At 54.8% G+C, this 19,761-nt stretch carries 21 protein-coding genes and 1 tRNA gene; 9 read left to right on the top strand and 13 right to left on the bottom strand.

The genetic code is table 11. From position 1 onward, the window contains the following. A partial coding sequence (locus ABF287_RS13040; RefSeq protein WP_347185438.1) for an alpha/beta hydrolase occupies window positions 1-926 on the top strand: 926 nt, incomplete at its 5' end. A gap of 148 nt (window positions 927-1,074) precedes the next feature. Continuing rightward, window positions 1,075-2,937, top strand: a complete 1,863-nt coding sequence (locus tag ABF287_RS13035) for a M3 family oligoendopeptidase (RefSeq protein WP_347185437.1) — start codon at window positions 1,075-1,077, stop codon at window positions 2,935-2,937. An 87-nt stretch (window positions 2,938-3,024) separates the two neighbouring features. Here ABF287_RS13035 and ABF287_RS13030 read toward each other — a convergent pair whose 3' ends face one another. From ABF287_RS13030 to ABF287_RS13000, 7 genes are all read right to left on the bottom strand, one after another. After that, window positions 3,025-3,447 carry a GFA family protein gene (locus ABF287_RS13030; protein ID WP_347185436.1) on the bottom strand — a complete coding sequence of 141 codons (423 nt, stop codon included), beginning with the start codon at window positions 3,445-3,447 and terminating at the stop codon, window positions 3,025-3,027. Beyond that, window positions 3,447-3,764 carry a DUF4389 domain-containing protein gene (locus ABF287_RS13025; RefSeq protein ID WP_347185435.1) on the bottom strand — a complete coding sequence of 106 codons (318 nt, stop codon included), beginning with the start codon at window positions 3,762-3,764 and terminating at the stop codon, window positions 3,447-3,449. The genes ABF287_RS13030 and ABF287_RS13025 overlap by 1 nt, the downstream gene beginning before the upstream one ends. A 23-nt stretch (window positions 3,765-3,787) precedes the next feature. Then, the gene (locus ABF287_RS13020; RefSeq protein WP_347185434.1) at window positions 3,788-4,771 is read right to left on the bottom strand and encodes a Gfo/Idh/MocA family oxidoreductase; all 984 of its coding nucleotides are present in this window, start codon (window positions 4,769-4,771) and stop codon (window positions 3,788-3,790) included. A 119-nt stretch (window positions 4,772-4,890) separates the two neighbouring features. Further along, a complete protein-coding gene (locus ABF287_RS13015) occupies window positions 4,891-5,604 on the bottom strand; it encodes a deiodinase-like protein (RefSeq protein WP_347185433.1) in 714 nt (237 codons plus the stop codon). Next, window positions 5,601-6,080, bottom strand: coding sequence for a MarR family transcriptional regulator (locus ABF287_RS13010; RefSeq protein ID WP_347185432.1), 480 nt, complete (start codon window positions 6,078-6,080; stop codon window positions 5,601-5,603). The genes ABF287_RS13015 and ABF287_RS13010 overlap by 4 nt, the downstream gene beginning before the upstream one ends. A gap of 138 nt (window positions 6,081-6,218) precedes the next feature. Further along, complete coding sequence (rpoH, locus tag ABF287_RS13005; RefSeq protein WP_347185431.1) at window positions 6,219-7,115, bottom strand: RNA polymerase sigma factor RpoH; 897 nt, start codon at window positions 7,113-7,115, stop codon at window positions 6,219-6,221. Between the two features lie 233 nt (window positions 7,116-7,348). Next, complete coding sequence (locus ABF287_RS13000; RefSeq protein WP_347185430.1) at window positions 7,349-8,386, bottom strand: RluA family pseudouridine synthase; 1,038 nt, start codon at window positions 8,384-8,386, stop codon at window positions 7,349-7,351. Between ABF287_RS13000 and ABF287_RS12995 the strand changes: the two genes are divergently transcribed. After that, window positions 8,385-8,723, top strand: a complete 339-nt coding sequence (locus tag ABF287_RS12995) for a DUF6476 family protein (protein WP_347185429.1) — start codon at window positions 8,385-8,387, stop codon at window positions 8,721-8,723. The two genes, ABF287_RS13000 and ABF287_RS12995, sit on opposite strands and share 2 nt — an antisense overlap. A gap of 276 nt (window positions 8,724-8,999) precedes the next feature. Here the strand turns inward: ABF287_RS12995 and ABF287_RS12990 are convergent. Continuing rightward, a tRNA-His gene (locus tag ABF287_RS12990) sits at window positions 9,000-9,076 on the bottom strand. Between the two features lie 205 nt (window positions 9,077-9,281). Here ABF287_RS12990 and ABF287_RS12985 point away from each other — a divergent pair. Beyond that, complete coding sequence (locus ABF287_RS12985; RefSeq protein WP_347185428.1) at window positions 9,282-9,470, top strand: DUF6324 family protein; 189 nt, start codon at window positions 9,282-9,284, stop codon at window positions 9,468-9,470. Window positions 9,471-9,490: 20 nt separating this feature from the next. Here the strand turns inward: ABF287_RS12985 and ABF287_RS12980 are convergent, their stop codons facing one another. Further along, window positions 9,491-9,976: an MmcB family DNA repair protein gene (locus tag ABF287_RS12980; RefSeq protein ID WP_347185440.1), complete on the bottom strand. Its 486-nt coding sequence runs from the start codon at window positions 9,974-9,976 to the stop codon at window positions 9,491-9,493. A gap of 173 nt (window positions 9,977-10,149) precedes the next feature. Here ABF287_RS12980 and ABF287_RS12975 point away from each other — a divergent pair, with 173 nt between their 5' ends. Both ABF287_RS12975 and ABF287_RS12970 read left to right on the top strand, forming a co-directional pair. Then, entirely contained in the window at window positions 10,150-10,572 is a 423-nt protein-coding gene (locus ABF287_RS12975; protein ID WP_347185427.1) for an SRPBCC domain-containing protein, read from the top strand. Window positions 10,573-10,615: 43 nt separating this feature from the next. Beyond that, window positions 10,616-11,440 (top strand): aminoglycoside phosphotransferase family protein, encoded by an 825-nt coding sequence (locus ABF287_RS12970; RefSeq protein ID WP_347185426.1) that lies wholly within the window; start codon window positions 10,616-10,618, stop codon window positions 11,438-11,440. A 330-nt stretch (window positions 11,441-11,770) separates the two neighbouring features. On the opposite strand, the gene ABF287_RS12965 is transcribed toward ABF287_RS12970, so the two are convergent. From ABF287_RS12965 to ABF287_RS12950, 4 genes are all read right to left on the bottom strand, one after another. Next, on the bottom strand, window positions 11,771-12,835 hold the full coding sequence (locus ABF287_RS12965; RefSeq protein ID WP_347185425.1) for a hypothetical protein: 1,065 nt from the start codon (window positions 12,833-12,835) through the stop codon (window positions 11,771-11,773). Window positions 12,836-13,347: 512 nt separating this feature from the next. Continuing rightward, the gene (gene nusB / locus ABF287_RS12960) at window positions 13,348-13,839 is read right to left on the bottom strand and encodes a transcription antitermination factor NusB (RefSeq protein ID WP_347185424.1); all 492 of its coding nucleotides are present in this window, start codon (window positions 13,837-13,839) and stop codon (window positions 13,348-13,350) included. Further along, window positions 13,836-14,378, bottom strand: a complete 543-nt coding sequence (locus ABF287_RS12955; protein ID WP_347185423.1) for a 6,7-dimethyl-8-ribityllumazine synthase — start codon at window positions 14,376-14,378, stop codon at window positions 13,836-13,838. Before ABF287_RS12955 ends, nusB begins: the two co-directional genes overlap by 4 nt. Next, a complete protein-coding gene (locus ABF287_RS12950; protein WP_347185422.1) occupies window positions 14,378-14,977 on the bottom strand; it encodes a riboflavin synthase in 600 nt (199 codons plus the stop codon). The genes ABF287_RS12955 and ABF287_RS12950 overlap by 1 nt, the downstream gene beginning before the upstream one ends. Before the next feature lie 209 nt (window positions 14,978-15,186). On the opposite strand from ABF287_RS12950, the gene ABF287_RS12945 reads away from it, so the two are divergent. From ABF287_RS12945 to ABF287_RS12935, 3 genes are all read left to right on the top strand, one after another. Beyond that, a complete protein-coding gene (locus ABF287_RS12945) occupies window positions 15,187-16,479 on the top strand; it encodes a capsular biosynthesis protein (RefSeq protein ID WP_347185439.1) in 1,293 nt (430 codons plus the stop codon). 179 nt (window positions 16,480-16,658) lie between these two features. Beyond that, entirely contained in the window at window positions 16,659-17,792 is a 1,134-nt protein-coding gene (locus ABF287_RS12940) for a polysaccharide biosynthesis/export family protein (RefSeq protein WP_347185421.1), read from the top strand. 16 nt (window positions 17,793-17,808) lie between these two features. Next, window positions 17,809-19,761 (top strand): capsular polysaccharide biosynthesis protein (locus ABF287_RS12935; protein WP_347185420.1); only part of this gene is annotated, 1,953 nt, incomplete at its 3' end.

Here is a 19,761-nt window from a genome sequence, read left to right as displayed (position 1 = left end):
CTCCGTTTTTTAAAGATGTGGCTGACGGTCCAGATACCGGCGCGGCCTATTGGCTGACCACAGCAGATTCAGTGCGCATCCGTGCAGGGGTCTGGCCCAAAGACGACGCGAAAGGCACCGTGTTTATTCTGTCGGGTCGCTCTGAATGCGTTGAAAAATATGGACGGGGTGCTGCGGATTTGGCCCAGCGCGGTTATGCAACCGTTGCCATTGATTGGCGTGGCCAAGGCCTTGCGGATCGGTTGTTGAAAAACCCTGCAGTCGGCCATGTCGAACAATTCGAAGACTATCAGTTGGACCTTGCCGCTGTGCTTAACATGGCGCGGGATTTGGAATTGCCCAAACCGTGGTTCATGATTGGCCACTCTATGGGCGGGGGCATTGGCCTTCGCGCGCTCTATGAGGGTGCGCCCTTTGAAGCAGCTGCGTTTTCCGCCCCCATGTGGGGCATTGGTCTGACGTCGCAGCAAAAAGGGATGCTTAGGTTTCTGGCCCCCCTTCTGGTGTTACTCAGATTGGACAAAACCCATGCCCCTGGCACCTCGAGCGACACCTACGTGATGACGCAGCCGTTTGAAGGTAACACGCTTACAAATGACCCAGACATGTACGCCTATATGCGCAAACAATTGACTGAACACCCCGAGATGGGTCTTGCTGGTCCGTCCACGCATTGGGTCCGTGAAGCGATCGCAGAAACCGCTTATTTCAACATTTTGGATTCCCCAGACGTGCCCATCGTGTGTTTCATAGGTCTCGATGAGACGATCATCAACACAGACGCCGTGCGCGACCGTATGGCGCGTTGGCCCAATGGCAAACTGATCGAAATCCCCAATGCGCGGCACGAGCTTCCTATGGAACGGCCAGAGGTGCGTACCGAGTTTTATGACCGCAGCTGTGCGCTCTTCGACGCGCAACTCTAACCCGATGCCATGATCCCTGCCGCGCGTGTTCACTTTGTGGTGCGTCGGGCGGGGTTCAGCGCGTTTCAGTGCGTTTCTATGCGCTCTACGGGTTGCAAAGCCCCTCCGTGCATTCCTAAGTATACCCCATAGGAATTAGGAGAACTTTATGCGTTTCAGCTTCACATCTGCCCTTGGTCCCCAAGCCTTTGACACCCGCGCTTTTGACAGCCGTGTGTTTGATGCGGACGCAGGATCAGCCACTGGCGATTTTGGCGATTTGCCCGATTGGGATCTCAGCGATCTTTATCCGGCTGTGGACGCGCCCGAAGTGAAGCGCGATCTGGATTGGCTGGAAGAGGCCTGCGCCGCTTTCGCATCCGATTTCGAAGGCAAGCTGGCGGGTCTTGATGGTGCAGGCATGTATGATTGCATCCTGCGCAATGAGCGGATCAGCCAAGTGGCGGGGCGTTTGGGGTCTTTTGCTGGCTTGCTGTACTACCAAAACACGGTTGACGGCGAGCGCGCGAAGTTCTTTTCCGACATCCAAGACAAGCTGACCACATTCACAGCGCCTTTGGTGTTTTTCTCGCTCGAAGTGAACCGCATCCCTGATGAGACCGTGGAAGAGATGCTGCAACACGCAGACCTCGCCCGCTACCGTCCTATTTTTGAACGCATGCGCAAAATGCGCCCCTATCAGCTGTCCGACGAATTGGAACGCTATGAGCACGACATGTCCGTCGTCGGCGCTTCTGCGTGGAACAAGCTGTTTGATGAAACGGTTGCAGATCTGAAATTCACCGTCGATGGCGAAGAGCTTGGCCTTGAGGCTGCCGCCACATTGATGTCTGACCAAAACCGCGACAAACGCGAAGCGGCCGCGCGCGAAGTGGCGAATGTTTTGGGGCAAAACCTCAAGACATTTACCCGCGTGCACAACACTTTGGCCAAGATGGGCGATATCGAAGACAAATGGCGCGGCATGCCGACCCCGCAAACGGGCCGTCACCTGTCCAACGATGTTGAAGCCGAGGTGGTCGAGGCCCTGCGCGACGCTGTTGTCGCCGCCTACCCTAAGCTGTCGCACCGCTACTATGACTTAAAGCGCAAATGGCTCGGGCTTGATAAATTGCAGGTCTGGGACCGCAACGCGCCGCTTCCTTTGGAAGACGACAAAGCCATCCAGTGGGATGATGCGCGCGCCACAGTGATGGAGGCCTACGCCGAATTTGACCCGAAAATGGCCGAAATCGCCGAGCCCTTCTTTACCAAAGGTTGGATTGACGCTGGCGTGAAAGAGGGCAAAGCCCCCGGTGCTTTCGCCCACCCGACCGTGACAGACGCGCATCCCTACGTAATGCTCAACTACTTGGGCAAACAGCGCGATGTGATGACTTTGGCCCACGAATTGGGCCACGGCGTCCACCAAGTTCTGGCCGCTGAACAAGGCGAAATGCTGTCTAGCACGCCGCTGACCTTGGCCGAAACCGCGTCAGTCTTTGGTGAAATGCTGACGTTCCAAAAGCTGCTGTCTGGCGCCAAAGATCAAAACGAACGCAAAGTGCTGCTGGCGGGCAAAGTCGAGGATTCGATCAACACGCTGGTGCGCCAAATCGCGTTTTACGACTTCGAATGCAAACTGCATGAGGCACGCAAAGGCGGCGAACTCACAGCTGAGACCATCAACGGTCTGTGGATGTCCGTGCAGGGCGAAAGCCTTGGGCCAGCGTTTGAATTCATGGACGGCTACGAGACCTTCTGGTCCTACATTCCGCATTTCGTCCACTCGCCCTTCTACGTATACGCCTATGCCTTTGGCGATGGCTTGGTGAATGCGCTCTATGCGGCCTATGTGGAATCGCCCGAAGGCTTCGAAGAGAAATACTTCGACATGCTCAAAGCCGGCGGATCAAAGCACCATTCAGACCTCTTGGCCCCCTTCGGCCTTGATGCGTCCGACCCCAAATTCTGGGACAAAGGCCTGTCGATGATTTCCGCGATGATCGATGAATTGGAAGCGATGGACTAAGCGTCCCCACCTGCGCAGTGAGTAATTAGACCAAGAAAAAGCCCCGCCGAAACTGGTGGGGCTTTTTTCAATTAGAGCGCAGGCAGATCAGTCTTTCTCAAACCGCAGCATGCCAGCCAAACGTGCGCCTGCGGGGGCATCTGCGGGATGATTATTGACCCCATCAAAGACCTTAATTTCCGCGAAATCGAAGGGGCTCACCCCTTCAAGGCAAGCAACATTCACCCCAAACTCATTGGGGTTGGAGCGCCGTTGGTGATGGGTGTAAATCCCGCATTTCGAGCAAAAGTAATGCTTCGCCGTTTTGGTATTGAATTGATACAGCGTCAGCGCGTCCTCACCTTGCAAAAAGGTGATCCCGTCCAAATTTGCCGACACGGCCACTGCGCCGCGCATGGCGCAGATCGAGCAGGTACAGCGGCGCGCAGTGTCCAAGCCTTCGTTCAAATGCACGCGGAATTTAACAGTGCCACAGTGACAAGACGCATCATACGTCTTGGGGGAACTCATCAATCCAACTCCGTCCAAGGCCAAGGTTTGACCTCTGAAGCAGCGGTTTGATAGCGGATCGCTTTCGCCATCCAGATGCCCAGATCGGTGCCAAGTTCTGCGACGCGCGTGTTCGGTTTGGAGCCACCAAACAGCACGAAGACCACTTGCAACAATGTCAGCAAGGTCAAAAGCGTCTTGGACAGGCTGATCATGATCGCAATCAAGATCATGAAGAACAGCCGGTGGAAGAGGTTTTCTTCCAACTTCTCAGGCATCTTCGGCGTCATGTTTTCAAGGTCGGGCATCACGTCGTCAAACTCGTGCGGGTCGGCCATAGTTCATTCCTTTGAGCGTCGCTCTATCTTTTGTCTGTCGCAAAAACGCGGTCAATCATCTCTTGTGTGCCACGCGCGTTTTCCAAGGTCCAAGGGTAGTCGGCATGCGCCGAAGTCCCTGCACGCACGGCAGCACTGAAGTTTTCCACTTGGTTTACATAGTGGTTGGTCCCACTGAAATGTTCAACCATCTCGTTGTTAGAAGTATCCGCCAAATGCAACCGCGTTGGGCCAAACAGATTGGCGTTAAAGGGGGTCTCCAAGGTCAGCACACCTGTGTCGCCGTGAAAGCGGATTTCTTGCGCAGGGCTCATCCGCATCGATGTGACGGCGTGATAGGAAAACGTTTCAAACTGCGCGTTCACTTCGGCAAACACATCCACGTCATTTTCATAGTGAATGTTGGTATGGGTGATCTCGCGCGGTTCCTGCCCCGTGGCCCAACGCGCTGATCCATAGGTATAAACGCCGATGTCGCGAATGGACCCACCGCCCGTTTCAGGCCGGTTGCGAATGTTATTCATGTCCGAATTGGCATAGGAAAACACAGTGTCCACATGCACCAAATTGCCAATTGCCCCTTCAGATAACAGCTGTTTGGCACGCGCCCATTGCGGGTGGTGCACGATCATATAGGCCTCTGCACACAGCAGCCCTGTCTCGTCGCGCATCGCAATCAGGTCATCGATCTGATCGGCGGTCATCGCAATCGGCTTTTCGGTCAACACATGTTTGCCCGCACGCAGCGCCTTGAGCGTCCATTCAACGTGAATGTGATTGGGCAGCGGAATATACACAGCGTCAATGTCATCGCGCACCAGCAAAGCGTCATAGTCGATTTCGATCTCAAGCTCGGGACAAAACGCTTGGAACCCCTCCGCTTTCGAAGGGTTTGACGTGGCCAATGCCACCAACTGCGCACCTTCGGCGGCATGAATGGCCCGCGCCATATGCTGTTTTGCAAAATTCGCGGCGCCCAAGACGCCCCAACGGACTGGTTTGGTCATGCTGTGCCCTCCCTGAATGACGCCTGTGATCATGGCAAAGCGTGGCCAAAACGCAAGGGGCGTGGCGGGTATTGCCGCATCAAACGACCAAACGCATGCCTAGCAGACCTTACGCATGCCTAGCAGGTCGTATCGTGCGATCCTTTTGGCGCCCGCCCGAACAGCAATCTGAGATTACGCTTTACAATATTGGTCCAGATCAAAAACGGCAGACCTTTGAAGAAATCAATCTTGGCCCCTTTGCCCGCCCGTCCCAAAGTGTGCAGCACGGTGGATGGCACCGCAGGACGGAAATACGGCTTGGCCTTTATGGTTTGACCCGCGACCAGTGCATCCAGCGCTTTGCGCGTGGCGCTTGGATTGTTCCAATCGGAGCGGTACACAACGCAGCCGTTTTTGTTGATGATAAACACAGCGTTGGGCATGCTGCCGTAGGCTGTATGCGCCTGCCCGTCAAAACCATCGACAAACACAGTGCGCGTTTCGCCGTCTTCTTCTTTGAGCCGCGTCGCACAGGCGGCCTTGTCTTCAAAACTCTTGTGGCTTTGAATCTCCGCACCAGGATGCGCCTCACGCACATAGAGCACCGCGCTGCTGGCACGGGGATGATGCGCAAGCGGTTCCATGATGCCACGGCGACTTTGAAACAGTGGACAGGTGATACTGCCCATCTCCAACACCAAGAAATCACCGTCAAAATCAAGCAAGGACCGGCGGGCTCCATCAGTCGTGGTCAATTTGAAATCAGGCGCCTTATCGCCCACCTGAGGACCAACCGTGCTTTCAAAATCATAGTCGTCGGTCGCAAACGTATCATAGTTGTAATCGATCATTTTGATCCCTCCTTTGGGGGCAATTGATCGCGTTCAAGATCGCTGGTGTGCGGCACAAGGTTATGTGTCATGGCCTGCAATGTGCGCAGCGTGACGGCGATATCTTCAGGCGGGATGCCCGCCATTGACTGGTCAATGAGGCCGCGTGCCAGCGGCACAAGATCGCCTTTCAATCCGGCGCCGCGCGGCGTCAAACGGACAACACTGCGCCGCCGATCTTTTGGATCTTCATCACGCTGAACCAAAGACTTGCGCACCATAGCATCCAACAATCGGGTGATTGTTGTCCGGTCCTTGATGGTAATCTCAGCCAAAACGCTGGGGCTTTGCGGGCCATGTTGCCACAACACCAACAAGACGGCCCATTCTTCTGCGCTGATAGGATGACCCGAGGCGCGAAACAACGCGGCCAAGTCCCTGCGAATGACAAAGCCAAGTCGGTTGATCCAATGATGGGGTATGTGTTCATAATTCATAATATGTGTATATTACAACTATTGTAACCCACACGTCAAGACCCGCCCCTTTGCGCAACACGACAAGCGATCCCGCGCGCGCATAAAAAAAGGGATGGCCAGGCCACCCCTTTTTAAGTCATCAAGATCGTCAAACGCTTATGCGTCTTCGAAAATGCCGCTTTCGACAGCAAGCTCTTTCATCCGCTCTTGCAGTTTTTCAAACGCGCGCACTTCGATTTGGCGAATGCGCTCGCGGGACACGCTGTATTGTTCGGACAGCGCTTCAAGCGTCACAGGTTTGTCTTCCAAACGGCGTTGCGACAGGATGTCTTTCTCGCGATCGTTCAACACAGACATCGCTTCGACCAAAAGCGCGTGACGGCTTTCCATCTCGTCTTTGGCCTCATAGTCGCCAGCCTGATCCATGTTCTCGTCTTCAAGCCAATCTTGCCACTGCGCCGTGCCACCGTCTTCGGACCCAACTGTGGCATTCAACGAAGCATCCCCGCCAGACATTCGGCGGTTCATTGAGATCACTTCGTCTTCAGTCACACCCAAATCCGTTGCGATACGCTTGACGTTTTCGGGGCGCAAATCGCCCTCTTCCAAAGCACCGATACGGTTTTTCGCTTTGCGCAGGTTAAAGAACAATTTCTTTTGCGCGGACGTCGTCCCTAATTTCACAAGGCTCCATGAGCGCAAAACATATTCTTGGATCGAGGCACGGATCCACCACATCGCATAAGTCGACAGGCGGAAGCCTTTTTCCGGATCAAAGCGTTTCACAGCCTGCATCAAGCCCACATTGGCTTCAGACACGACTTCGGCTTGCGGCAGACCGTAGCCACGGTAGCCCATGGCGATTTTAGCCGCCAAGCGCAGGTGCGAGGTGACAAGCTTGTGCGCGGCGCCGGAATCTTCGTGGTCAACCCAGCGCTTGGCCAGCATGTATTCTTCTTCGGGCTCCAACATTGGGAACTTACGAATCTCTTGCATATAACGGTTGAGCCCTTGTTCTGGGCTCGGGGCTGGTAGATTTGTGTAATTGCTCATGTATCGGCACTCCCATGTCGGTCGCTCTATGTAACAAGCGTTAACATGCAAATAGGGTTCAGGGTCTGGCGGTTCAAGGGCTCGCTTGCAAAAAAGTAATTTCGCTCACGGTCATCTAATCTTTGTACGAAAGATGAACCCGTTTCCGTCGCTGGTCTACAAAGATCATGCCACCGCACGCAAATGTGCGCAATTGTAACATCTATACCAAAATGATCTTGTAGATGTGCGTATTAGCGCAAAGCCTCAATCAAATCACCCATATCGGACGGCAAAGGCGCCTCAAAACGCATATCCTCACCCGTCACAGGATGGACAAACCCCAACACGGCCGCATGCAAGGCTTGGCGCGAAAACGCAGCAATGCTCGCACGGTTGCCATCAGAAATACCCGCTTTATGCGACAGCTTGCGTTTACCACCATAGGTTTGATCGCCCACAAGCCCATGCCCCGCATGCGTCATATGCACCCGAATTTGGTGCGTGCGGCCGGTTTCCAACCAACACTCCACCAAGGATAATTGCACAGGCGTGCCATATTGCTCCAACACCCGCGCCCGCGTGATCGCATGACGCCCTTCGGTGAAAGACACCGCTTGTTTTTGGCGATCATGTTTGTGACGCCCCAACATGGTGGTGATGCGCATAATGTTCGAACCTTCAAAGCTCACGCCTTTCACGCCGCGCAAACGCGGATCCATCACATCGGGCATGCCATAGACCAGCGCCGTGTATTTGCGCTCAACGGTGTGTTTCTCGAATTGCTTCGCCAAACCCTGATGCGCCACATCGCTTTTGGCCACGACTAAAATGCCAGACGTGTCTTTATCAATGCGGTGCACAATGCCGGGGCGCTTTTCGCCGCCAATGCCAGACAGGCTGTCACCGCAATGATGCATCAATGCATTGACCAAAGTGCCAGAGGGCGAGCCTGGTGCGGGATGCACCACCATGCCCACAGGCTTGTTGATCACGATCAGATCGTCGTCCTCATAAATGACGTCCAAAGGAATATCTTCGGCCACCAAATGACTGTCCACCGGTTGCTCAACGGTAATCACCACAGAGGCACCTTCCGCGATCTTGGCCTTTTGGTCGAGCGCAGGTTTGCCATTGACCACAACCGACCCTTCCGCGATCAATTTCGCCAAACGCGACCGTGACAGGTTCGCATCCGCTGGCACATCCCGCGCAATCGCCTTATCAAGACGGTTAGGGGGATTTTCCGCGATGGTAAATTCAACGGTGATAAGTGGAGCGCTAAGAGACATGACTGATCCGGTACAGGGCGACCCAAAGGGCTTGGACGCAAATGTTGACCCAAAAGCAATGGCGGGGCTGACGCTGATGCGCCGACTTGTGACATCGCTCTTGGTGGTGATGATTTTGGGGTTCCTACTCCTGATCGGCCTGCTTGTCACCCGTTTCCCATCAATGAGCACGCCTATTGGCTTTGATTTCCCCGAAAACATCACCCTGCCCGACGGGGCGCAGGCGCAAAACTTCACCCGCGGCGCGGATTGGGTCGGAGTTGTCACGACAGACAATGAGATTTTGATCTTTGATGCCGCGAGTGGCGATTTGCGTCAGACGGTGGAGATTGAATAGAGCTGAGCCGTTGTGCAATTTAGGACATGTAGGTCGAATGGCGCGCTCTAAACGACGTTTGAGCAATCCTTGCGCGTGATCGCGGCATATCTTGCACGCTGCGCTGCTGTCTTCGACTGTGGTTAAGCCATGTGGCGCCTAAGAAAAACAGCCCGCTAAGAACGCTCTTCGCGCATTCTGCCCCAGTCGTTCTGATGCGAACAGTTCAGCATGGAAGCCAAGACAACCTGAGCGGCACTCTGGCATCTGTCATCAATACGTGTGTTGGGGGGGGAGTGGTACCACCTCCTGGTCTCGAACCAGGGACCTCCTGATCCACAATCAGGCGCTCTAACCAACTGAGCTAAGGCGGCACGTTGGGGTGATTTACGGAACGCGCGGGGTGAATGCAAGAGTAAGATTGCGGTATTTGTCGATTTTTTTATCCACCTGAAATGACCCACCAAAGACATCTCGTTTTGACCCAAGTTTCTGAGCCGCAGGCGCGGCCGCAAACCCTGCCCTTGCACAGCGTCGAATTTGGCCTTATTTCAAACAGCAATCCAAAGGAGCGACAGCATGAGCATCAATAAAGAAAGCGACATCGAGGCCAACATCCAGATCGGCCCAACCACGCTTGGCATGGTGCGCATCTACATCGAAGGCGAAGGTCTTGAAATTCCTATGGATTTCGACCCTGAAGAAGCCGAGGAAATCGCCGAAGAAATTCGCGCAGCGGCCGCGCAAGCGCGCACATTGGCGAAATAATCAGCCTTACCTGCGTCGCATTAGTGCGGCGCGAACTGCCGTGCCACTGACGGATCGCGATAGCTTTGCAGCCGCCGCGCCGCATCACGGGCAAATTTCAGGTGAATCGCCTTGCGCCGCGCCGCATTCAACTTGGTCTCGGGCGCATCGCGCAGCATCTCGGCCCCGTAGGCATCGGCAATGATCAACCCTGTGTCGTCGGGCAAAATGTCGACGGGAAAATCGGTATCCACCGCCCAAAAATAGCGGTCGCACCATTCCAAATAGCCCTGCCATTTGGAATCAGATGCAAAATCCGCGCGGCTCGATTTGCATTCCACGATCCATATTTCGCCCTTTGGCCCCACGGCCATCACATCGACACGCAACCCGCGTTTGGGCACGAATTCTTCCAAACAGGCGAAGTCATAGCTTTGCAAATGCCGACAAACGCCCCGCGCCAAAAGCTGGCCCGCTTGGGCGTTGGCTGCGAAGGGATCTGGGGTCTTTGGTGCAGAATTGGCCATACCGCAATTGTGAACAAAACGGAAACAAAACTCAACCCCCTGCCCGATTTCACGCGTCGCACTCCGATGATGGCACCTTGACCCCGCACGCAGATGCGCCCATGACCACGACAAACGGTCTTTGGGCGCGCGCTTCACGGATCTCATTCATGCCACCGAAAAGGGCCAGTTCAATGACCGACAATACACTTCGCAAATCCATCTACCTCAAAAACTCACGCGTTGAGATTTGGGATCATTTGACCAAGCCTGAACTGATCAAAGCATGGTTTCATGCGCCCAAAGTCGAACTCACCCAAGGCGAACCCTATGAGTTGTTCGGGCGTGAGAGCGGCGAAAAATTGGCATGGGGCCGCGTGCGCGATGCGACACCTTACGATCGTTTGGAATACACCTTTTCCATCGCCCAGATGGATGGCGTGCGCTCCAAAGTGATCTGGACGCTCAAAGAAGTCGAAAACATCACCCGCCTGTCACTCGTGCACTCCGGCCTGCCACGCGGGGCTGAAGCCACAGGTTTGACGCTGGCGCTCGACAAAGGTTGGGACGGCCACATCGCAGAATTGCGCGCGGCGCTGAGCGCGCTCGACGCCTAAGCCCCCCTCTTGCCATTCCATGCCCAAAGCATAGATTGGCGCGATGGACGTTACCCCGCATTTGACCCGCTTTGGCGCGACGAACCCGACGCCGCTGACCCAGACGCCACGCGCACATTTGTGGCGCGTGGATACCCGACATGGGCCAGCAGTGCTGAAGGTTCTGACGCCTGAAGGTTTGGATGCGCGCGAACTGGAAGGGGCCGAAGCCTTGCGCCTTTGGGATGGCAAAGGCGCGGTCAAGCTGTTGGGGCTGTCAGATCACGCCATGCTTTTGGATTGGCTGCCGGGACCGTCGCTGGGCGATATGGCACGCGGCGGACAAGATCTTGAATCTGCTGCTCTATTGGCCGACGTCGCCCTAACCTTGTCCGGCCCACCACAGCCTGCGTTTGACGATCTGCGCACCTATGGCATGGCTTTGACGCGTGCCAAAGTCGCGGATGTACCTGCCCCCTACCGCGATGCGTTTTCACGCGCGCAAGCGCTCTGGCCAAGACTTTTGGACAGCACGACAGAGTCCCGTCTGCTGCACGCCGACCTACATCACGACAACATTTTGCAAGGCGCAAACGGGTGGTGTGCAATTGATCCCAAGGGCGTGAATGGCGATCCGTGTTACGAATTCGCCAATGCATTGAAAAATCCCGATGGTATGGAGGCAGAGATCAAAGCCCCTACGCGCATTGTCGCCATGGCGCAGCTGTTTGCGCGTATCGCCAGTTTGGACGAGGCCCGCATTTTGCAGTTTGGCTTTGCGCATGCAGCTTTGTCATTGTCATGGCACATGGAACGCGGTGACGCGCCCGAGCCGAGCCTGACAATTTTGAACGTATTTCATAATCTGATCTGCACCCCCTTGCCGTGAGCGGTTGCAAGGCTTAGGTGTGGTCTCGGCGGGATCTGCTTAGTTTTGTACATATGGACGCTAGACTCCAGTGGCCTTAAGCAACCGAACGGGAGCTGGCTCTGTCATAGCCCTGGCTTTGTTACCTGGCGCCCACCTGAAATATCAGGTCCTCGGGAGCAAATGCGTTGCTACGACTGCTGCGGTCCCCCGCCACTTTCCCTTTCTTTTCAAACGACAGTGTCAAACAGATGCGCGCTAAGGACACAACGTTGGCGCGGCGCGTGTCGCGCACAAAAAAGGGCCGATCCCCACGAGAAGATCGGCCCATCGTCAGTTTGAAACCTAAGCTTAGAACGTCAGCTTCAGACCGATTTCAAAGGCTGCATCACGTGCTGCTGCAAATGCAGGCGCGATGGGGTTCGCAGGATCGTGACCGGTGCTGTTTGGGCCACCTGGGTTGGTGACGCCGCTGTCGTAACCCGCCAAGAGGCTCAAATTGTCCGAGATGTCGTAGCCCGCTTCGATTGCGTAATCGCCATCAGAGTCTGTTGCGATTTTCGCGTTCCAGTTTTCGCCACCCCAGTTGGTGTTAAAGACTGTTTTGGAATTGCTGTCTTGATCAAACCCGTGCGTCAAGAACACACCTTTGAAGACGCCCATGTTTTTCGCGCGGTAAATCGCAGTCATACGTGTGCGTGTGCGATCTGATTCACCGTGCAATTCGTGGCTTGCGATCAAAGTCACGCCAGCTTTGCGAATTGGGTATACAACTTGCGCGCGGACATCTTTGATGTCGTTGGCTTCAATGCTGTAGATGCCGAAATCGGTTGGCAAGGTGAGTTCGATTTCAGATGTTGGCATTTCATCGTCATCAAGGTTTGTGGATGAGCCAAATGTGCGTGTTGGATCTGTGATCAATTCAACGCCGAGCTTGCCAAAGCGGTTCTCGTATTTGAACATCATTTCACGATCGGTCGCGACACCGTTAACTGTGGTTGAATCAAACACCTCTTGGTAGGCTTTGCGCACAGTCGGGAACACAGCATATGTGCCGCGGTCTTTAACGTCGCCCGTCGCCCATGGGTAGCCACCCTCGTTGAAGGTTGTGAAAGACAGTTTACCAGCCGATTGCATGTCCAATGACAGGCTTAGGTCGATGTTGTCGTCATTCAAACCACCGATCATATCTTGGTCAGTACGCAGTGTTGCTTGGGCTTTAAATTCCAAGACATAGCCGTTGTCGAGTGTGTGATCGCCCATCACATAAGTGCTGATCTCGCCCAGCATACCGTCGCCGTGGTAGCCTTGGTTGCCGTAGCCAAGATAAACTTCGCCACCTGTTTTTACATCAGCAACTGCCGCTGCAGGTGCGATAAGTGCAACGAATGCACAGGTTGTCATAAATTTGTTCATAGTGTCCTCCCTAAGTTCAGGCGAACACAGCCGTCCAGACATATTCGTATAATTAATGTTTTCTATCGGTAATATTCTTTCAATCAATCCGTTAACAAAATCGTTACAATTCAAAGGCTTAATTAATCGACCTCTACCAACTTGTTGGTATTGAAGTTCTCAATACGGCCCATCACCCCTGTATTCGGTGGATTTTGCGCAAAATTCTACCGCAGGACACGCTCAAAATATCTGCCGTCGGGCATTTGCTTTGAACATCTAAGCGACGACCGGCAGCCTCCGCCGCTTGGTTCGATCATGATCATAAACAACACTGAGACCGCGAGGCCTGTCAGCGCGCGCGGAAGCTACATGCACAAATGTGCACGCTCAATCTGACCAGTGATGGGGAACGCTACGCGCCTTACGCCTCAAAGGCACACACACGCACTTCAGCACGTTTGCTTGGCTTGTGCGCCTTACGCCTTAAAGGCGCACACCGCACTTCAGCATGTTTGATTGGCTCGTGCGCCTTACGCCTTAAAGGCTTCAGGGCGCACTTCGCGGGCCATGTGATCCAAAACCGCATTCACGAATTTGGCTTCTTTGCCCTCTGGGTAAAAGCTTTTGGCAACATCTACGAACTCAGTGATCACAACTTTCGGCGGCGTGCGACCTGACAACAGCTCACCACCAGCCGCGCGGAACAGCGCACGCATGGTGCTGTCGATGCGCCCGATTGGCCATTTCGCCACCAGGCCTCTGTCGGTCATTTGGTCGATTTTCACCTGATCGTTCACAGCCAATTCGGTGATCTCGTGGAACAGATCGGAATCGCCGTCGATGAACAGCCCCTCTTCTTCGGTCTCAATGCCAAAGAAGTGGTCGTAAAATTGGCGACGCACTTTGTCCACGGTCATGTCCGAGGCTTCCATCTGAAACAGGGCCTGCACAGCGTAAAGGCGTGCGGCGGATCTCATGTCGCGTTTTGACGGCGGCTTCAGGTGTGAGTGATCTTCGGTCATGCGATATTCGGTCCTGTTTCTTTGCCTGCAAGGCGGATCGCGTCAGTGTGAAAGCCAACGCCCTTGCTCGGACGAGCCCATTTGCGGGAAAGCGCGACAAGATGCAAGGCCGCAGCGGCCGCTTCACCGCCTTTATTACGCCCTTTTGCCTCTGCGCGGGCTTCTGCCTGCGATTTTGCCTCTACAGCAAGGATTCCATTGCCAATACACAGACCAGACAGGCCCATCATTTGCAACGCATGCGACGAATCATGTGACGCCGTATCAAACAGCGCCGTTTCCCCGCGCACGAGACATCCAAGCGCCACATAGCCGTCGAAATTCGACATGCGATCCGCGATTGCAATCGCTGTTGGCACCTCGGCCACGCTGGGCACTTCGATCACATCAAAGGCCACGCCGACGTCGTTCAATGTCGCTTGCGCCCCAGACAAAAGCTCATCCGCGATGTCTTTAAAATACGGCGCCACAACCACCAAGAGTTTCACAGGATCGTCAAAGCTGGGCAGGTCCAAAATATACGGCGCAGCGTCGGCCATTATGTGTTCCAATCTTGCAAACGCGCCACGTAGCGCGCCACGGTGTCGATCTCGAGATTGATCCGATCGCCCACTTTTGCCTTGCCCCAGATCGTGACCTCTTGCGTGTGCGGGATGACGTTGATGCCAAAATCGCAGCCATTGACCTCATTCACCGTCAAAGACGTGCCGTTCAATGCCACCGACCCTTTGGGGGCGATGAATTTTGCCAACGCCTCAGGGGCGCGGAATGTCAGGCGCGTGCTGTCGCCCTCGTCTTTCATGTCGATCAAATCCGCGACGCCATCGACGTGACCAGACACGATATGTCCGCCCAATTCATCGCCCAATTTGAGCGCACGTTCCAAGTTCAGCGGCGTGCCAACAGCCCAATCGCCGATGTTGGTCAAATCCACGCTTTCAGCCGAAATCTGTAAATCGAACCAATTTTGCGGCTCTGTTCCCAGCGCGATGACAGTCAAGCACACGCCGTTGCAGGCAATAGATGCGCCAATGTCGATGCCATCCACATCGTAAGCACAGCCAATACGGGCCCGCAAATCACCCTCTTTTTTCAAATCGAGCACTTGCCCGATGTCTGTGATGATGCCTGTAAACATATATTTCTCCGTCAATGGCTGTGTCACAGACCTACTCTTGCGCAGACGCGCTTTCAAGCCCAAGTAATGCAACCCATGGTTGCTAAATATCACGTGTAACCTATTGATATGGGATAAAGTTGTTTCCGCAAGGTCACATAGTCGTTCAATTTTTAGCGATCACAGGAATTGGTTACAGACTTTTAGATGTTAAGCATTATCACGTGTCTATGATCAAAAACTCCGTTGCTCCACGCGTATTTCTTTTGCTCCAGGGACCACATGGTCCATTTTTCTGGAAGCTTGGGAAAATGCTGCGCGCAGCAGGCTGCGAAACGTGGCGCGTCGGTTTTAACGCCGGCGACCGCGCCTTTTGGTTGTCACGACAAAGCTTCATCCCCTTCACCAGAAAGCCAGACGACTGGCCCGAAACCTTCGTAGACTTGGTTGCCGAAAAAGGCGTGACGGATTTGGTCCTTTACGGGGACACACGCCCAATGCACTCCATGGCGATTGAACGGGCGAAGGCGCTTGGGATCACCATTCATATCTTTGAAGAAGGCTATCTGCGCCCCTTTTGGTGCACCTATGAACGCGGCGGATCAAACGGCAACTCTGCCCTTATGGGTCTGACCGTCGAAGACATGCGCAAAGCGCTGGCGAAAACCGACCGTGACAACATTGAATCGCCTGCACACTGGGGCGACATGAAACACCATATTTTCTATGGTGCGCTTTACCATTGGTTTGTGATGTTCCGAAACGGCGCCTTCAAACACTTTCGTAGGCATCGCAATCTTTCGGTGATCCAAGAATTCTATCTCTACTTCCGCCGCCTCTTCTTGATGCCTGAGCATTTCATTCGTCGAACGATTTCTACGCGTAAAATTCAAAACGGCGGCTTCCCATTTCACATCGCCCTCTTGCAGCTGGAACACGATTCAAGCGTGCAAATGCATTCGCCCTACAACACGATGCCAGAATTCATCCACGACGTTGTGGAAGGGTTCGCAGAAGGGGCGCCACCGCACCACCATTTGGTGTTCAAGGCGCACCCTCTTGAAACCAATTTGCGCAACCTCAAAGTGGATGTGAGACGTACAGCCAAGGCCCACGGCGTTCAGCACAGGGTTCACTACGTGCAGGGCGGGAAACTGGCACAATTGCTCAACTTTGCGCGCTCAGCCGTGACCGTGAACTCAACTTCAGGCCAGCAGGTCCTGTGGCGCGGCCTTCCGATCAAAGTTTTTGGCTCGGCCGTTTATGACAAACCCGAATTTGTATCGCGCCAACCCTTGGCAGATTTTTTCCGCCAAGCCGCGCGACCAGACAAAAAAGCCTATGGGATTTACCGCCAGTTCCTTTTGGAAACCAGCCAAATCCCAGGTGGTTTTTATTCATCAGCGGGTCGCAGACAGTTGCTGCGCCTCGTGGTTGACATGATGCTCGCGCCCGAAGCCCCTTATGAGGCATTGATGTCCGGCCATGCGCCACCACGCCTGCCCATGCAAAACGTCAAATAGCACATTTTCCACACGGCATTGCGCGTCGTCTGCTACATTTATGCAGCAGGCAGAAATATTATTGCAGTCAGAGCGCTTAGATACGCCCTGTATCAGTAGATTTTCGGCTGAAAACCCAATATTGATGTTTTTAAGCGTAATAGCGCATTCGAGTATTGAGGCTCAGAGGAGACCGAGCAGTGAATTTTATTAAATCGCGTACACTACGCACCACAGCAATGCTGTGCTTTGCGGCAAGCCTTGCAGCCTGTGGATTGCCACGCTCGGGCCCAAACAAAAGTGACATTTTTTCTGGCTCGGTTCTCGAAAAGGGCGACGCCTACGTCGTTGCTGTGACGGACCAAGTGAATGGCAATTTGGGCAAGAACCCCACATTCGGCTTCCCCGAAAGCTTTATCAGCCAAGGTAAAATTGGATCAGACACCATTCAGCCAGGCGATGTTCTATCTTTGACCATTTGGGAAAACGTTGATGACGGCCTTTTGTCCTCAAGCGGCATCGGCGCGACAACACTGAATTCTGTGCAAGTCGACGGCGCGGGCTTCATTTTTGTTCCTTATGCAGGCCGGATCAAAGCCGCAGGCAATAGCCCTGAAGCCATTCGCCGTATCATCACTGAAAAACTCGATGAGCAAACCCCAGACCCACAAGTTTTGGTCATGCGTCAAGCCGGCAACGGGGCGACCGTTTCAATCGCCGGTAAGATTGGCGGCCAAGGCGTTTACCAAATCGAACGCCCAACCCGTACACTTGCTGCGATGCTGTCCAACGCGGGTGGCACCTCCGTCGATTCCTCACTGGCACAAGTTAAGGTGATCCGCGGCGGGCAATCTGGCACCGTGTGGTTCGACGATATCTTCGGTGATCCGCGCAACGATATCGCTCTGCGCGACGGTGACCGCATTTTGGTCGAAGCCGACAGACGCGCCTACACAGCACTTGGCTCAACCGGATCGCAAAAACTTATTCCGTTCACAGTCCGCGACCTGACCGCGATTGAAGCCCTCGCACAAGTGGGCGGCTTGCAGTCCTCATCCGCCGATCCGACCGGCCTGTTTATCTTGCGTGATGAATCAGAAGCCGTCGCACGACGCGTTTTGGGCCGCAAAGACATCCACGGCTCCCAACGTCTGGTCTATGTGATGAACCTGACCGAACCCAATGGTCTGTTTGTGGCACGCGACTTCTTGGTTCGCGATGGCGATACCGTCTACGTCACAGAAGCACCATTCGTTCAGTGGACGAAAACACTCAATGCTTTGACAGGCACGCTCAGCACCGCTGGCAGCTTGAACAGCTTGAGTTCAAACTAAACCAATGCACCAAGATGTGCCGAATACATCCGCCCAAGCCTTTGTGCCTGGGCGGATTTTGCTTTCTAACCCCAAAATCGCGCGCATTCCTAAGATCAAACAGGTCTTGAAAGCTGCAGGCTGGGCGCCTCACCGCAAAACGCCGCAATTGGATGATGCCCTCGCGGTCGAGGCGACGCACCCATGGCAAGAGGCAAAAGCGGCGTGGATCGGCGCTGCGTTTCTGCCCGATCAGCCCTGCCCGCAAAACATCCGCCCTGCCCCGCTGGGCCTTGCGATTGATACACGCGGCCCCCTGAACGATGCCGCGCAGCCGACCGATCTTGAGACCATATTGTCCACATTTGACTTGGACGATGCCCAAACACTGACCCGCGCCCATGCGTTGCGACAGCGACTTTGCGCGCTGCAACTGTGTACAGATCCGGTTCAAAGCGCCAAAGCCGCGCATCCAGATGCGCCCTTCGTTTTGATCTTGGACCCCAAGGACGATGGCACTGGCCACGACCAAACGTTAGACACTTTGCGCGCCATGATCCTGCGCGCCCAAAGCGATCACCCGAACACCAATATTTTGATCTATGCGCCAAGCGCTTTGGCCGAAGATGCGGTGCAAAATCAAATCAAAGAATTGGACATCACGCCTCCTGTGCAACTGTTGCACGGCCCCGCAAACCCTTGGATATTGTTTGAACGCGCCACCGCCGTTTACACCCAGTCGTCCCCTTTGGGGTTCGAGGCCATCGTCGCAGGCCACACCCCCGTTACTTTTAGCCAGCCGTGGTATGCAGGCTGGGGGCTGACCCAAGACCAAAATCCAATTGCGCGCCGCACGCGGCCCCTCACGCCAGAAATGCTGATCGCGGGCGCTTTGGTGCATTACTGTCAATGGTTCGACCCGCAGACAAAATCGCTCTGTGCCGTCGAAGACATTCTATCCTTGGCCGAGGCGCGCAAACGTGCCGCTCTTGAAGATGCTGACGGCTACGTTGCCTCCAACATGCTGCGCTGGAAACGGCCGCATATGCAGCGCTATTTCGGCCAGACCGCGCTGCGCTTCACCAATGATGCCGATGCCATCAAAACACAAAAGGCTCAAGGCCGCGTGCACATGGCATGGGGCGCAACGGCGCAGGCAGACATACGCGTCGAAGACGGCTTCTTGCGCTCTCGGGGACTGGGCGCTGCCTTGGTACGCCCCCTGTCGTTGATCTGCGACGGCCTTGGCATCTATTTTGACCCAACACGCCCGTCGGACTTGGAACAGTTGATCACCCAGCGCGCTGCGTTGCCGGATCACGCCGAAACCCGTATCAGCCACCTTTTGACCCGCCTGAACGCGGCCAAGCTGAGCAAATACAATGTGGGCAAAGGCCATCCAGAGTTGCCTGCGGGCCATAAAATTCTGGTCGCGGGACAGGTCGAAGATGACGCCTCGATCAAACTTGGCGCGGGCGACATTCAAACCAACCACGCCTTGCTCAAGGCCGCGCGCGACGCAAACCCGTCGGCTGTGATCGTCTTTAAACCACACCCCGATGTGGAAGCAGGCCTGCGCCGTGGCAAAGTGCCAAACGCAGATGAGCTGGCAGATGTGATCGCCCTTGAGGCCGACCCGATTGCGCTGATTGATGCCTGCGATGAGGTCTGGACCATGACGTCCCTGATCGGGTTTGAGGCGCTTTTGCGTGACACCCCCGTGACCTGCACAGGCGCGCCGTTTTACGCAGGTTGGGGATTGACCACGGACCTCGGCCCAACGCCAGAGCGCCGCACAGCACGCCCAACGGTTCTGGGCCTCGCCCATGCCACATTGATCGACTATCCGCGCTATTTTGATCCAGACACGGGCGCGGCCATTTCGGTTGAACAGGCCATCACCCTGCTGCAACAAGCCCCCAGTGGGCGCAGCAAAATGGCCTTGGCCGCTTTGGCGAAAGTCCGTCAGTTTCGTGCAAAATTTCTGGGG

This window comes from Pacificibacter sp., assembly GCF_039769035.1.
In the GTDB taxonomy this organism is placed as follows: domain Bacteria; phylum Pseudomonadota; class Alphaproteobacteria; order Rhodobacterales; family Rhodobacteraceae; genus Celeribacter.
The sequence above is the reverse complement of the archived record's forward strand: the minus strand, read 5'-3'. Positions and strand labels throughout refer to the sequence as shown.